Raw genomic sequence first — 13808 nt, forward strand, 5'->3', positions numbered from 1 at the left:
CGCGGCCCGCTAACTTGCGGGTCGCAGCGCTTCGGACCGGGCGCCGAACCGGCCGGCCAGCGGGACCACCAGAGCCGAGGCGGCGATGACGAAGGCGCCGGCAAGGCTGACCGGGGACGGCAGCAGGCCGAAGATCAGCGCGTCGAGCATCAGCGCCCACAGCATCGCCGTGTAGTCGAACGGCGCCTGGGTGGAGACCGGTGCGCGGGCCATCGCCTCGGTCATGGCGATGTGCGCCAGACCGCCGGAAATGCCGGCGCCGATGAGATAGGCCAGCGAATGCCCCGTCGGGGTGATCCAGCCGAAGGGCCAGCTCGCCAGACCGCCGAGCGCGCAGATGACGGCGAAATAGAAGGCGATGGTCCCCGGCGCTTCCGTCGCGGTCAGCGTCTTGATCTCGACCCGCCCCGCGGCGGTCGCGACCGCCATGGCCAGACCGGCCGCCACCCCGATGATGGTGTCATGGTCCAGCCGCGGCCCTTCGAAGGCGGGGGCGAGCATCAGGACCACCCCAGCGAAGCCGGCCAGCGCCGCGCCGATGGCCACGGCGCCCGGCCGCTCCCTCAGGAACAGCATGGCGGCCGGCACCGCGAGCAGCGGAGCCAGGAATCCCAGCGCCGTCGCCAACGCCAGCGGCAGATAGGCCAGCGAAATGAAGGACAGCACCATCGCCGCGCCGCCATACAGGTTGCGCCTCAAATGTCCGGCTGGCTGCCGCGTCTTCAAAGCCCGCGGGAATTGCCGGCGCCACATCAGATAGGCGACGATCGGCAGCAGCGCGAAGGCGCTGCGGTAGAAGACGATCTGTCCGATCGGCGCCTCGACGGTCGCCAGCCGGACGAACAGCGACATCACCACGAACAGCCCGGCCGACACCAGCCGAAGCAGAACCCCGCCCCGGCTGCCGGCGGAGGATGGTGGGGGTATCGGTTCTGGTACGGGTTCGGGCACGGGTTCGGCGTGAGAGCCGGCGGAGGGGTCCGGCGTCTGTCCCGGCATGATCGGCGCATCCTTTATGTGAAGCCGGTGAAGGCTCAACCCAGGGCGTGGGTGGCGAGTGCATATGTGACGGGGCGGTCCGACGCCCGCGTCGCCGGATCGGTCAGCGGCGCACCCAGCGACATGGTCAGGACCGTGTCGAAGATCCGCAAGCCGGAGCGGGCGACGAACAGCGGAAAGAGTCCTTCGTCCAGATGGGTGTCCAGGCGCAGGAAGCGGCCGTCATGCTCATCGACATGGGGGCCGACCACGGCGACGGCGTCCTCGTCCAGCCCGGCGACCACCGGACCGACGACATGACCGCGGCCGAAGGGACGGCAGAGGGCGAAGGCGACCAGCGCGCCGTCCCGCTCCAGCCCATAGCCGACCGACTGTTCGAACAGCCGCGCGATCAGCCCGGCGCGCGAGGTCCCGAACGCGCGTTCGTCCAGTGCCGTCACTGCCGCCAGATCCGCCGCCTCCAACCGCCGCACCGGATCGGCGGAGGGGGGCCGGTCGCCGCGCCGCGCCTGGCCCTGGCACTGGAAGACGGTCCGGTGGCCGATGAAGCCGAGCGAGCGGTAGAGCGCCAGCGCCGCACGGGTGGCGTTGAGTCGATAGGTCCGGCCCGCCGACGCCGACAGCACCCGCTTCATCAGCCATTCGCCGACGCCCAGCGATTGCAGCCGGGGAGAGGTTATGACCATGCCGATGGTCGCGAAGTCATCGCCGTGGGGAAACCACATCGCCGACCCCAGGACGCGATCGATCTCGTCCAACGCGACGAAACCGTGGCCGACCTCGCGCGCGAACTGCCAATCCTCCGCACGGTGCGGCCAGCCGACTGAGATCGACAGCGCCTGCAGGCGTTCAAGGTCGATATCGACGACGTCGGCCACCCGCACGTCGAAGGCGTCGACCGTCAGGGAGGGCGGTAACGCACCGTCCGCCGATCCACCCTCCAACCCGCGTTCGCTCAAAGCTTCCTCCTTCCCGGAGTTTCGATAGCGTGATGCGGTGCTCCTATGGGGCAACCGGCATGCCTGAGCCACCAACCGCTCCCCGAGATTACCGGGGCAACCGCCGCACAAATCACCGCAATGCGTGGGCCCGGCACAACAATCCTCTAAATCGCCCATGCATTCAGCATGGAATGGAGCGCCCGCCCGCTAAGATCGTAACAGTCTCAGCCGCCAAGGCCGCCGCCCTTCTCCGCACAGCGCAGAGACCCCGTAAAACGACTCCTCCGCGCCATGGCGCGCAGCATGGGACAAGGTTGAGGCCGCCATGACCGTGATCGACATCCTCAAGGACCTGATCGCCTTTCCCTCCGTGGTCGGAACCCCCAACGGCGCCATCGTCGACGGGATTCGCGGCATCCTGGAAGGGGCCGGGGTGCGCGTCCAGGTCCTGCCGGGGCCGGAGGGCGACCGCTTCAACCTGTTCGCCACCATCGGTCCGGCAATGGTTCCGGGCTATGTCCTGTCCGGTCACATGGACGTGGTTCCGGCCACCGAACCCGAATGGACCGGCGATCCGTTCCAACTTCGCGCAGACGGCAACCGGCTGTACGGACGCGGCACTTCCGACATGAAGGGCTTCATCGCCGCGGCGCTGGCGGCGCTGCCCGCCCTGACCGCCGCCCCGCTAGCCCGGCCGATCCATCTGGCCTTCACCTATGACGAGGAGGCCGGTTGCCAGGGCGCGCCGCATCTTCTGCCGCATCTGCCCAGCCTGTGCGCCCCGCCGCTGGGCGTCATCGTCGGCGAGCCGAGCGGCCTGCGCGCCGTCCGCGCCCACAAGGGCAAGGCGGCAGCCCGGCTTACCGTCCGCGGACGATCCGGCCATTCCTCCCGTCCCGACCGGGGGCTGAACGCCATTCACGCCATGGCCGATGCACTGACCGCCGCCGTCGCCCAGGCCGACCGCCTGACCCAGGGCCCCTGGGATTCGGCCTTCGAGCCGCCCTACTCCTCGCTGCAGGTCGGCACCATCCAGGGCGGGCTTGCGGTGAACGTCATCCCCGACGCCTGCACCGCCGAATTCGAAGCCCGCGCCATCGCCGGGATCGATCCCGCAACCCTGCTGGAGCCGGTGCGCGAGGCGGCGGAGCGGCTGGAGGAACGCGGCTTCGCCGTGGACTGGACGCAGACCGGCGCATACCCGGCGCTGTTCCTGGCCGCCCGCACGCCGCTGGCCCGCCTGCTGGAGGAGTTGACCGGACAGGAACCGCTGGCCGCCGTCAGCTATGGCACGGAGGCCGGGCTGTACCAGACCGCGGGGATGGACGCGATCATCTGCGGCCCCGGCGACATCGCGCGGGCGCACCGCCCCAACGAACACATCCTCGTCGAGGAGCTGCAGGCCTGCCAGTCGATGATCGAGGCGCTGGGCCAACGCTGCCGCCTCTGAAGCGCCGACGCCCATCGCCAAAGGGACATCCAAAAGGAACATCCATGACCTTCCTGTTCAATTCGGATGCCACGCGCGGCGCCGTTTTCGCCAAGGCCTTCGCCAGCGAGCTGCCCGACCTGCCCTTTTCGATGGATCCGGCCACCGTCGATCCCGATGCGGTGCGCTACCTGATCACCTGGACCATCCCGAAAGACCTCGCCCGTTACCGCAATCTGGAGATCGTCTTTTCCATCGGGGCCGGGGTGGACCAGTTCACCATGGCCGACCTCCCCGACCATGTGAAAGTCGTGCGCATGGTGGAGGACGGCATCGTCCGCATGATGCAGGAATACGCCACGCTTGCCGTGCTGACCCTGCATCGCCAGATGCCGGCCTATCGCGCCCTGCAGGCGGAACGCATCTGGCGCCCCCTGCATCAGCCGCAAGCGGCGGAGCGGCGGGTCGGTGTGCTGGGGCTGGGCGTGCTGGGGCAGGCTGTGCTGGACCGGCTGAAGCCCTTCGGTTTTCCGCTGTCGGGCTGGAGCCGCTCACCGCGCCGGCTTGACGGCGTGACCTGCCACCACGGCGCGGACGGCCTCGACGCGATGCTGGCCGACACCGACATCCTGATCGTCCTGCTGCCGCTGACCCCGGACACCCGCGGCTTCCTCGACGCAAGGCTGCTCGCCAAGCTGCCCAAGGGGGCCGCGCTGGTCCACACCGGGCGCGGGCCGCAGCTCGACCATGCCGCGCTGGTGAGCGCGCTCGACGACGGCCACCTGTCCGGGGCTGTGGTCGACGTCACTGACCCGGAGCCGCTGCCTCCCGACCATCCCTTCTGGACCCACCCGAAGATCGTGCTGACCCCGCATGTCGCAAGCATCACGCAGCCTGACAGCGCCGCGCGGGCCGTCATCACGAATCTCCGCCGGCATTTCGCCGGACAGGACCCGGTCGGCCTCATCGACCGGCAGCGCGGCTACTGACGCCGCCACCCGAATCTTTCCCTCTGCGGCACAGCCGCTCGTTAAGCAAGGATCCCTCATGTCGCTGCTCAAGACCATCGATCCGAACCCGACCTTCGCCCCGCGGGAATCCACCCCGATGCCGGAACGGCTGATCGCCGGTTCGCCCGCCTTCAAGACCTGGGCGCAGGACGCCGCCAAGGACGACAAGGTCCTGACCGGCGTCTGGGAAGCCACGCCGGGCGAAACCCGCTCGATCAAGGGCGAGACCTTCGAGTTCTGCCACATCCTGGCCGGCGTCATCGAAATCACGCCGGACGGCGGCGAGCCGGTGGTCTACCGGGCGGGCGACAGCTTCGTCATGAAGCCGGGCTTCACCGGCGTGTGGAAGACCATCGAAACCGTCCGCAAGATCTACCTCACCGTCAGCTGAGGGCGCGTCATGAGCCTGTCCTTCGACCCGGACCGCCTGCCGCTGCCGATCGGCCATTTCATCGGTGACCGCCTGATTCCAGCGGCCATCGCAATGGAAGGCGGGCTGCCCATGCACCGGCCGTCGGACGGCCGGGCCTACGCCGACTGCCCGGTGGCCTCATCGGATCTCGTCGATGAGGCGGTCGCCACCGCGCAGGCCGCCCTGAAGTCCAGCAACTGGGGCGGCGTGCGCCCGCGCGAGCGCACCGCCGTGCTGCAGCGCTGGGCCGCCCTGATCGAGGAGGAGGCGGAAACCCTGGCGAAGGTGGAGGCTCTGTCCTCGACCCGCCCGGTCGGCCAGCTGGTCGCCGGCGATGTCGCGGTGACGGCCGAGCAGATCCGCTTCTTCGCCGAATTCGCCGACAAGGAGGGCGGCGACCTCGCCCCCACCGACGACGGCAGCTTCGGCATGGTGATGACGGAGCCCTACGGCGTCGTCGGCGCGATCACGCCGTGGAACTTCCCGCTGTCGATGGCTGGCTGGAAGCTCGGCCCGGCGCTGGCCGCCGGCAACGCGGTGGTGCTGAAACCGTCGGAGATGACGCCCTTCTCCACCGTCCTGCTGGCGCAGCTGGCGGTGAAGGCCGGCGTTCCCGCCGGTCTGATCAACATCGTCCAGGGCGACGGCCCGACCACCGGCGCCGCCATCACCCGCCATCCCGGCATCGCCAAGGTGAGCTTCACCGGCTCGACGGCGGCCGGATCGGCGATCATGGCCGACATCGCCCGCAGCGGCGTCAAGCCGATGACGCTGGAACTGGGCGGCAAGAGCCCGCAAATCGTCTTCGCCGACGCCGACCTGGACAAGGCGGCGGCATCCATCGCCACCAGCGTGCTGTCGAATGCCGGCCAGGCCTGCGTCGCCGGATCGCGCCTGCTGGTCGAAGCCAGCGTGGCCGAACCGCTGATCGACATGATCCTCGGCCACATGCGCGCCGTCCGTCCCGGCCCGACCTGGGACGAGACAACCCGCTATTCCCCCATCATCTCCGAACGGCAGCGCGCCCGCATCCATTCCATCGTCACGGCCTCGCTGACCGGGACGGTGGAATGCCTGACCGGCGGGGCACCGATGGACGGCGAGGGCTATTTCTACGCGCCGACGCTGCTGGCCGGGGTCGATCAAAATTCCCCCGCGGTGATGGAGGAGATCTTCGGCCCGGTCCTGACCGTGCAGAGCTTCGACGGGGAGGAGGAGGCGATGGCGCTGGCCGACCATCCGACCTATGGGCTCGCCGCCGGCCTCTATACCCGCGACCTGTCGCGCGCCTTGCGCCTGACCCGGCGGCTGCAGGCCGGAACGGTGTGGGTCAACCGCTATGGCCGCTCGCGCGACCACATCCTGCCGACCGGCGGCTACAAGCGCTCCGGCATCGGCAAGGACCTGGGACGCGAGGCCTATCTCGCCAACCGCCGCAGCAAGAGCGTGCTGATCGGGCTGTGACCCGATGAAAACCAACAGGGAGCGTTCGATGAAAACCCACAACATTGCGATCATCAAGGGCGACGGCATCGGACATCCCGTGGTCGACGCCGCCTGGCAGGTTCTCCAGGCCGCGGCGAAACAGTCCGGTTTCGTGCTTGCCGGCACCGAGATGCCGTGGTCCTGCGCCCATTACAAGGAAACCGGCGTCATGATGCCCGCCGACGGGATCGAGACGCTCCGCAAGTACGACGCCATCCTGCTGGGCGCCGTCGGCTGGCCGGCGGAGGTGCCGGACGCGGTGTCGCTGCACGGGCTGCTGCTGCCCATCCGCAAGGCGTTCGACCAGTATGCCAATGTCCGTCCGCACCGGTTGCTGCCGGGGGTGGAGGGGCCGCTGCGGCACGGCGGCTTCGACATCCTGTGCATCCGCGAGAACACCGAAGGCGAATATGCCGGTGCCGGCGGGCGCGTCCATCAGGGGACGGCGCAGGAGGTGGCGGTGGAGACCGCCATCTTCACCCGCATGGGGGTGGAGCGCATCCTGCGCTTCGCCTTCGCCCAGGCCCGCGCCCGGCGCGGCAAGCTCGCCTCAGTCACCAAGTCGAACGCACAGAAGCATTCGATGGTGTTCTGGGACGAGATCACCCGCCAGCTGGCCGCCGAACACCCGGACGTCGAGGTGACGAGCTACCACGTCGACGCCATGGCGGCGCGCATGGTGACCGCGCCGGAAAGCCTGGACGTCGTCGTCGCTTCCAACCTGTTCGGCGACATCCTGACCGATCTGGGCGCCGCGATCCAGGGCGGGCTGGGCTTCGCCGCCTCGGCCAACCTGAACCCCGACCGCAAGGCGCCGTCGATGTTCGAGCCGGTGCACGGATCGGCCCCCGACATCGCCCATCTCGGCATCGCCAACCCCATCGCCGCCATCTGGTCCGGCGCGATGATGCTGGAGCATCTGGGGGAGAAGGCCGCCGCCGACCGCGTCATGGCGGCGCTGGGCGACACCACCGGCCGTGGCATCGGCACCGTCCCCGGCAAGGACAGGACGGACGCGATCACCGCCGCCGTGCTGTCGGCCCTGTCGTGACGCCGGTCCATCGCAAACCATACGCAGCGGAAACCATACGACCATGACCCATCACCTGACGGATTCCTCCCTGTTCCGCGAGCAGGGGCTGATCGGCGGCCGCTGGTGCGACGGGGCCGCCGGCCGGACCATCGACGTCCGCAATCCGGCGACCGCCGGCAGCCTCGGCAGCGTTCCCGACATGGACGGCACCGACGCCCGCAACGCCATCGCCGCCGCGGCCGAAGCCTACCCGGCCTGGAAGCGGCGCACCCATGCCGACCGCGCCGCTCTGCTGGAGCGCTGGCACGCGCTGATGATCGAGAATCTGGAGGATCTCGCCCGCCTCCTGACGCTGGAGCAGGGCAAGCCGCTGGACGAGGCGCGCGGCGAGATCCGCTATGGCGCGTCCTTCGTCAAATGGTTCGCCGAGGAGGCGCGGCGCATCGGCGGAACCACCATCCCCTCCCCCACCCCCGACCGCCGCATCGTCGTGCTGAAGGAGCCGGTCGGCGTCTGCGGCATCATCACGCCGTGGAACTTCCCCAACGCCATGATCACCCGCAAGGTGGCGCCGGCGCTGGCCGCCGGCTGCACAGTGGTCATCAAGCCGTCCGACTTCACCCCTTATTCGGCGCTGGCGCTCGGCGTGCTGGCGGAGCGGGCCGGCATCCCGGCCGGCGTCATCAACATCCTGACCGGCCGGCCGGAGGCCATCGGCGAGGAGCTCCTGGCGAACGAGACCGTCCGCAAGATCTCCTTCACCGGCTCCACCCGCGTCGGCTCGCTGCTGATGCGCGGGGCCGCCGACGGCATCAAGCGGCTCAGCCTGGAGTTGGGCGGCAACGCGCCCTTCATCGTCTTCGACGACGCCGATCTCGATCAGGCGGTGGACGGGGTCATCCTGTCCAAGTTCCGCAACGGCGGCCAGACCTGCGTCTGCGCCAACCGCATCCTGGTCCAGTCGGGCGTCTACGAGGCGTTCCGCGACCGTCTGGTCGCCCGCGTCAACGCCATGCGGGTGGGATCGGGGCTGGAGCCGGGGATCGCCATCGGCCCGATGATCAACGAAGCCGCCATTGCCAAGATCGAGCGCCATGTCGCCGACGCGCTCGCCAAGGGGGCGACCGTCGCGTCTTCCGCCATGGCGGCGCCGGGTTCGCAATTCGTCGCCCCGCTGGTGCTGACCGACGCCACCACCGACATGCTGCTCGCCAGCGAGGAAACCTTCGGCCCGGTGGCGCCGCTGTTCCGCTTCGAGACCGAGGAGGAGGCCATCGCGCTCGCCAACGCCACGCCATTCGGGCTGGCGGCCTACTTCTACACGCAGAACCTCGCACGGTCCTGGCGGGTCGGCGAAGCGCTGGAGGCCGGCATGGTCGGGCTCAACACCGGCCTGATCTCCACCGAGGTCGCCCCCTTCGGCGGCGTCAAGCAGTCCGGCCTGGGCCGCGAAGGCGCCCAGGTGGGCATCGAGGAATATCTGGAGATGAAGACCTTCCACATCGGCGGGTTGGGGTAACAAAGTCCCCTCTCCCCCCGCTCACGCGCAAACTTCGTTTGCGCTGACGCGACAGGCGGACCACCGGTCCGCCGAGAGCGGGGAGAGGGTTAGGGTGAGGGGGGGAGAGGGAGATTGCCACTCAAACCTCGACGTCACTGAATCCGGTCGAGCGCCTTGTAGTACAGCCCGACCAGCGGCAGGAACCAGGGCTTGCCGAAATGGCCGGGGACGGCGGGCCAGGACAGACCCTTCAGCGGGTTCCGGTCCTCCCGCCCCAGGATCGTGTCGGCCATGGTCATGCCCAGATGGGTGGACAGCTGCGCCCCGTGGCCGGAATAGCCCATGGCGTACCACAGGCCGTCCTGATAGCCGGCGCGCGGGTAACGGTCGCTGGTCATGTCCACCAGCCCGCCCCAGCAGTAATCGATGTCGATGCTGGCGATCTGCGGAAAGATCTTCGCAAGGCTCGCCCGCAGGATCGCCCCGCTCCTGGCGTCTGACCGCTGGTCGGAGGTGGCGGAGAAGCGCGCCCGGCCGCCGAAGATCAGCCGCCGGTCGGGCGACAGGCGGAAGTAGTTGCCGATGTTCATCGAGGTGACGTAGGTGCGGTTGCCGGGTACCACCGACGCGATCTCGCTGTCGCTCAGCGGGCGGGTGGCGATGATGAAGCTGCCGACCGAGATGATGCGGCGGCGGAAATGGCTGAAATTCGGCGTGGTGTAGGCGCCGGTGGCAACCAGCACCTCCTTGGCGGTGACCGTGCCGCGCGGCGTGGTCAGGCTATGCCCGTCGCCGGAGCGGGTCATGGCGGTGACCGGCGCGTTTTCGACCAGCACCGCGCCGTGCCGCACGGCCGCCTCAGCCAGTCCGGTGACGAAGCGGCCCATATGCATCATGGCGCTCTTGCGCGACAGCATCGCGCCATGGAACGGCGAGCCGACCTCCCTCTTCAGCTCCTCGGCGGTCAGCAGTGCCGTGTCGGGATCGACCTCGCGGTGAACCGCCTCGAAGTTGCGGGCGATGGCGTCGAAATGCGCGGGCTTGGAGGCCATTTTCAGCTTGCCGGCGCGGCGGAAATCGCAGTCGATCCCCTCTTCGGCGATCAGCGCCTCCAGCGTGTCGATGGACTGGTCGAAGGCGCGATAGAGGGCGACGGCACGCTCCGTCCCCAAGGCGGTCTTGGCAGCGATGAAGCTGTGGGCCAGACCGTTGTTGAGGTGCCCGCCGTTGCGCCCCGACGCGCCGCCGCCGATGCGGCCGGCCTCCAGCACGATCACCCGCGCCCCGGCCTTGGCCAACTGGCGGGCGGCACCCAGGCCGGTGAACCCCCCTCCGACTATGGCGACGTCGTAACCGCCCTCAACAGGCCCCTCGGCCCCGCCCGCGAAGGCGGGGGCGGTGTCGTGCCAGTAGGAGACGAATTTCATGACCTGGGTCCTTCCCGTTGCAGCCTGAACCGTGAAATGCGTCCCTTAAAGCCCGACCACGCCGGGCAGACCGGAGATGTCGCGGATCTCGGTATAGCCGTAATAGGGGTTGGCCGGTTCGTGGCCGCGGTTGACCCACACCTTGTTGCGGATCCCCAGGTCATGCGCCGACATCAGGTCGTAGCGGAAGGAGGAGGAGCAGTGCAGGATGTCCTCCGGCCCGCAGCCGAGCATGTCGAACATGTATTCGAAGGCCTTGAAGCGCGGCTTGTAGGCCTGCGCCTGTTCGGCGGTGTAGACGGCGTGGAAGGGCGCGCCCAGCTTCGCCACATTCGACGGAATCTGGTCGTTCATGGCGTTGGACAGGATGACCAGCGGAATTTCCTTGGCCACCTTCGCCAGCCCGGCCGGCACGTCGGCGTGCGGCCCCCAGGTCGGAACCCGCTCATAGACCATGCGCGCGTCCTCCTCGCGGAAGACGACGTTGTTGCGCTTGCAGCTGCGCTCCAGCGCATTGTGGACGACATCGGCGTAGGGCTTCCAGTCGCCCATGATCTCGTCGAGGCGGTAGGCGGAGAAATTCTTGATGAACTCCGTCATCCGCGCTTCGTCGAGGATCGAGCCGTACAGATCGCGCGCGGCCACCGCCATCTGAAAGTTGATCAGCGTGCCGTGGCAATCGAAGGTGACGTATTTCGGCCGGAACTGGCTCATTGCTGCTTCCTCGGGATGGGGCGGTGGGGGCTGGGTGGGAAAGGGCTCGTTCGGCCCTGCTCCATGATCCTAGCGTCGCCGCGATGCCGGACCTGACCGAATTGCCCTGCGCGAAAGCACAAAGTTCCGTTTCCGTCTCGACCCTCAGCATTTGGTTGGGGGCGGAACGGCACCGTGGCGCCGCGAACGGGGCGCCGGCGGCCTGGCGGCGGCAAGGGGGTGCCGGTCACGGCATAAGATGCGGCGGACTGCCGAAGCAAAGGTGGAAGATGTCGCGGCGGGTGTCGCCTTCAGACAATCGTCCGGGGCCGCAGCGCTCACTCTTGGGACAGAGGGTGAAAGGACTGCCCATGAGCAAGAACTCGGTTTCCGATAAGACAGTTCACTGTCTGGCTTTCGAACCCAAGCATCTCAAGGACGCGCTGGCCCTGTCACGACAGGCGCAATGGCCGCACCGGCTGGAAGACTGGGCCCTGACCCTCCGGATCAGCAAGGGAGTGGTCGCGGTCACGGAGGGGCCGGAGGGGCCGCAGGTGGTCGGCACCGTGCTGATGACCCCATATGGCAAAGATGCGGCCACCATCAACATGGTCATCGTCGATGAAGGCTGCCGCGGCCAGGGCATCGGCCGCCGCCTGATGGACGAGGCGATGGCATTGGCCGGCGACCGACCCCTGCGCCTGACCGCAACCCGCGAGGGACTGCCGCTTTACGAAAAGCTCGGCTTCCGCGAGGTCGGTACTGTGCTTCAGCACCAGGGCGAAGCCAGTCCGATGTCGTTCGTCGCGGCGGAAGACGTCGCCCCCGCAGGCGCAGACGACCGCACCGCCATCGCCGCCCTGGACCGGCAGGCCTTCGGCGCCGACCGCGGCCTTCTGCTGGAGCGCTTCGCCGAGGTCGCATCCTTCACGCTGCTGCGGCGGAACGGCGCTCCCGCCGGCTTCGCCGCGCTGCGCGATTTCGGCCGCGGGCAGGTCATCGGCCCGGTGGTCGCCCCCGATGCCGAGGGTGCCAGATCCCTGATCGGCCCGATCGTCGCCGCGCATCCGGGAAAATTCCTGCGGGTGGACACCACCGTCGACACCGGTCTGGGGTCATGGCTGGCCGATTGCGGCTTGCGTCACGTCGGTGGCGGCATCGCCATGCGCCGCCCCGCCCCTGCGACGGCTGCCCCACCTGCAGCGCCCGTATCGACTTTCGCGCTCGCCAGCCAGGCACTCGGCTGATCCGGAGAGGACCATGCTCAGCAATTCCCTGATCGAACTCGACCGTGCCCATCTGGTGCATCCCGTCGCCTCCTACCGCGGCCATGAGAAGGCCGGCGTCCGGGTGATCGCCTCCGGCGCCGGTGCGACCATCACCGACGCCGCCGGCCGCCGGCTGGTCGACGGCTTCGCCGGCCTGTGGTGCGTCAATGCCGGCTACGGGCAGCAGAGCCTCGTCGAGGCCGCCACCCGCCAGATGCAGGAACTGCCCTATGCCACCGGCTATTTCGGGCTTGGCAGCGAACCGGCGATCCGGCTGGCTGCGGCGCTCGCCGAGCGCGCCCCCGGCGACCTGAACCACGTCTTCTTCACCCTCGGCGGGTCGGACGCGGTGGACAGCACCATCCGCTTCATCCGCTATTACTGGCAGGCCAAGGGCCAGCCGCAGCGCGACCAGTTCATTTCCATCGAGCAGGGCTATCACGGCTCCTCCACCGTCGGCGCCGGGCTGACCGCCCTGCCCGCCTTCCATGCCGGCTTCGGCGTGCCCTTCGACTGGCAGCACAAGATTCCGTCGCACTATGCCTACCGCAACCCGGTGGGCGACGATGCGGATGCGATCATCGCCGCCTCGCTGGCCGCCCTCGATGCCAAGATCGTCGAGATCGGCGGGCCGGAACGGGTCGCCGCCTTCTATGCCGAGCCGATCCAGGGATCGGGCGGCGTACTGGTGCCGCCGGACGGCTGGATGAAGGCGATGTGCGACCGCTGCCGCAGCCTCGGCATCCTGTTCATCGCCGACGAGGTCATCACCGGCTTCGGCCGCACCGGCCCGCTGTTCGCCTGCACCGACGACGGCGTGGTCCCCGACCTGATGACCACCGCCAAGGGCCTGACCTCCGGCTATGTGCCGATGGGCGCGGTCTTCCTGTCCGACGCGGTTTATGCCACCATCGCGGATGCCGCCGGCACCGCCGCGGTCGGCCATGGCTATACCTACTCCGCCCACCCCGTGAGTGCCGCAGTGGGATTGGAAGCGCTGCGTCTGTACGAGGACGGCCTGCTCGCCAACGGCGTGAAGGCCGGCGCGCGGCTGATGGCCGGGCTCCATGCGCTGCGCGACCATCCGCTGGTCGGCGACGTGCGCGGGCGCGGCATGCTGGCCGCCATCGAACTGGTGGTGGACAAGGAGCGCAAGACCCCGCTGCCCGCCGCCGCCGAACCGTCCAGGCGGATCTTCGACCGGGCCTGGGACAACGGGCTGGTGATCCGCGCCTTCACGAACGGTGTCATGGGCTATGCCCCGCCGCTCTGCTGCACCGACGACGACATCGACGCGATCCTGGAGCGCACGGCCCGCACGCTCGACCAGACGCTGGAGGACCCCGACGTCCGTCGGGCGATGCGATAGACGAAAAGCGGGGCACCCGCGGAAGAATCCGTGAATACCCTCGTATCCAGCATTTTCTGCTGTCCGGCACCGATGATTCGGAGACCCGCGTCAAGCCCATGGACCACACTGGAAGGGAAGAAGACCGGATCTCCGAACCATCTGCAAAGGAGCCAGCTCCAGCGACACCCCGGCGGACGATGCTGCCGGACCTGAAAACGCCCCGCCGGATCGAAACGGCACCCATGCGGTTCTTGATGAG

The 13808-nt window shown here is 68.8% G+C and carries 12 protein-coding genes; 8 read left to right on the forward strand and 4 right to left on the reverse strand.

What is annotated here, in order from left to right; genetic code table 11:
* Nucleotides 1–9: 9 nt before the first annotated feature.
* Nucleotides 10–999 (reverse strand): DMT family transporter, encoded by a 990-nt coding sequence (locus AZOLI_RS17865; protein ID WP_014188564.1) that lies wholly within the window; start codon nt 997–999, stop codon nt 10–12.
* 35 nt (nt 1000–1034) lie between these two features.
* Nucleotides 1035–1958 (reverse strand): GNAT family N-acetyltransferase, encoded by a 924-nt coding sequence (locus AZOLI_RS17870; RefSeq protein ID WP_014188565.1) that lies wholly within the window; start codon nt 1956–1958, stop codon nt 1035–1037.
* Between the two features lie 307 nt (nt 1959–2265).
* Between AZOLI_RS17870 and argE the strand changes: the two genes are divergently transcribed.
* Genes argE through AZOLI_RS17900 form a run of 6 tightly spaced genes read left to right on the forward strand, consistent with a single transcriptional unit; the run spans nt 2266 to nt 8828 of the window.
* Nucleotides 2266–3390, forward strand: coding sequence for an acetylornithine deacetylase (gene argE, locus AZOLI_RS17875; protein ID WP_014188566.1), 1125 nt, complete (start codon nt 2266–2268; stop codon nt 3388–3390).
* A gap of 44 nt (nt 3391–3434) precedes the next feature.
* Nucleotides 3435–4358, forward strand: a complete 924-nt coding sequence (locus AZOLI_RS17880; protein WP_014188567.1) for a 2-hydroxyacid dehydrogenase — start codon at nt 3435–3437, stop codon at nt 4356–4358.
* A 58-nt stretch (nt 4359–4416) separates the two neighbouring features.
* Nucleotides 4417–4770: a cupin domain-containing protein gene (locus tag AZOLI_RS17885; protein ID WP_014188568.1), complete on the forward strand. Its 354-nt coding sequence runs from the start codon at nt 4417–4419 to the stop codon at nt 4768–4770.
* Nucleotides 4771–4779: 9 nt separating this feature from the next.
* Entirely contained in the window at nt 4780–6255 is a 1476-nt protein-coding gene (locus AZOLI_RS17890) for an aldehyde dehydrogenase family protein (RefSeq protein ID WP_014188569.1), read from the forward strand.
* Nucleotides 6256–6283: 28 nt separating this feature from the next.
* Entirely contained in the window at nt 6284–7327 is a 1044-nt protein-coding gene (locus tag AZOLI_RS17895) for a tartrate dehydrogenase (protein ID WP_014188570.1), read from the forward strand.
* 43 nt (nt 7328–7370) lie between these two features.
* Nucleotides 7371–8828, forward strand: a complete 1458-nt coding sequence (locus AZOLI_RS17900; protein ID WP_014188571.1) for an NAD-dependent succinate-semialdehyde dehydrogenase — start codon at nt 7371–7373, stop codon at nt 8826–8828.
* Between the two features lie 134 nt (nt 8829–8962).
* Here the strand turns inward: AZOLI_RS17900 and AZOLI_RS17905 are convergent, their stop codons facing one another.
* Both AZOLI_RS17905 and AZOLI_RS17910 read right to left on the reverse strand, forming a co-directional pair.
* Nucleotides 8963–10237: an NAD(P)/FAD-dependent oxidoreductase gene (locus AZOLI_RS17905; protein ID WP_014188572.1), complete on the reverse strand. Its 1275-nt coding sequence runs from the start codon at nt 10235–10237 to the stop codon at nt 8963–8965.
* Nucleotides 10238–10282: 45 nt separating this feature from the next.
* Nucleotides 10283–10951 carry a haloacid dehalogenase type II gene (locus AZOLI_RS17910; RefSeq protein ID WP_014188573.1) on the reverse strand — a complete coding sequence of 223 codons (669 nt, stop codon included), beginning with the start codon at nt 10949–10951 and terminating at the stop codon, nt 10283–10285.
* Between the two features lie 350 nt (nt 10952–11301).
* Here AZOLI_RS17910 and AZOLI_RS17915 point away from each other — a divergent pair, with 350 nt between their 5' ends.
* Entirely contained in the window at nt 11302–12177 is an 876-nt protein-coding gene (locus AZOLI_RS17915; protein ID WP_014188574.1) for a GNAT family N-acetyltransferase, read from the forward strand.
* Nucleotides 12178–12190: 13 nt separating this feature from the next.
* On the forward strand, nt 12191–13567 hold the full coding sequence (locus tag AZOLI_RS17920; protein WP_014188575.1) for an aspartate aminotransferase family protein: 1377 nt from the start codon (nt 12191–12193) through the stop codon (nt 13565–13567).
* Nucleotides 13568–13808 lie beyond the last annotated feature (241 nt).

Origin of the sequence: Azospirillum lipoferum 4B, assembly GCF_000283655.1 — a bacterium.
GTDB classification, from domain to species: Bacteria; Pseudomonadota; Alphaproteobacteria; order Azospirillales; family Azospirillaceae; genus Azospirillum; species Azospirillum lipoferum_C.

What these genes read in the sequence shown, in the direction of transcription:
- AZOLI_RS17865 (WP_014188564.1), bottom strand. Translation starts at nt 999, where the DNA reads ATGCCGGGACAGACGCCGGACCCCTCCGCCGGCTCTCACGCCGAACCC.
- argE (WP_014188566.1), top strand. Translation starts at nt 2,266, where the DNA reads ATGACCGTGATCGACATCCTCAAGGACCTGATCGCCTTTCCCTCCGTG.
- AZOLI_RS17880 (WP_014188567.1), top strand. Translation starts at nt 3,435, where the DNA reads ATGACCTTCCTGTTCAATTCGGATGCCACGCGCGGCGCCGTTTTCGCC.
- AZOLI_RS17885 (WP_014188568.1), top strand. Translation starts at nt 4,417, where the DNA reads ATGTCGCTGCTCAAGACCATCGATCCGAACCCGACCTTCGCCCCGCGG.
- AZOLI_RS17890 (WP_014188569.1), top strand. Translation starts at nt 4,780, where the DNA reads ATGAGCCTGTCCTTCGACCCGGACCGCCTGCCGCTGCCGATCGGCCAT.
- AZOLI_RS17895 (WP_014188570.1), top strand. Translation starts at nt 6,284, where the DNA reads ATGAAAACCCACAACATTGCGATCATCAAGGGCGACGGCATCGGACAT.
- AZOLI_RS17900 (WP_014188571.1), top strand. Translation starts at nt 7,371, where the DNA reads ATGACCCATCACCTGACGGATTCCTCCCTGTTCCGCGAGCAGGGGCTG.
- AZOLI_RS17905 (WP_014188572.1), bottom strand. Translation starts at nt 10,237, where the DNA reads ATGAAATTCGTCTCCTACTGGCACGACACCGCCCCCGCCTTCGCGGGC.
- AZOLI_RS17910 (WP_014188573.1), bottom strand. Translation starts at nt 10,951, where the DNA reads ATGAGCCAGTTCCGGCCGAAATACGTCACCTTCGATTGCCACGGCACG.
- AZOLI_RS17915 (WP_014188574.1), top strand. Translation starts at nt 11,302, where the DNA reads ATGAGCAAGAACTCGGTTTCCGATAAGACAGTTCACTGTCTGGCTTTC.
- AZOLI_RS17920 (WP_014188575.1), top strand. Translation starts at nt 12,191, where the DNA reads ATGCTCAGCAATTCCCTGATCGAACTCGACCGTGCCCATCTGGTGCAT.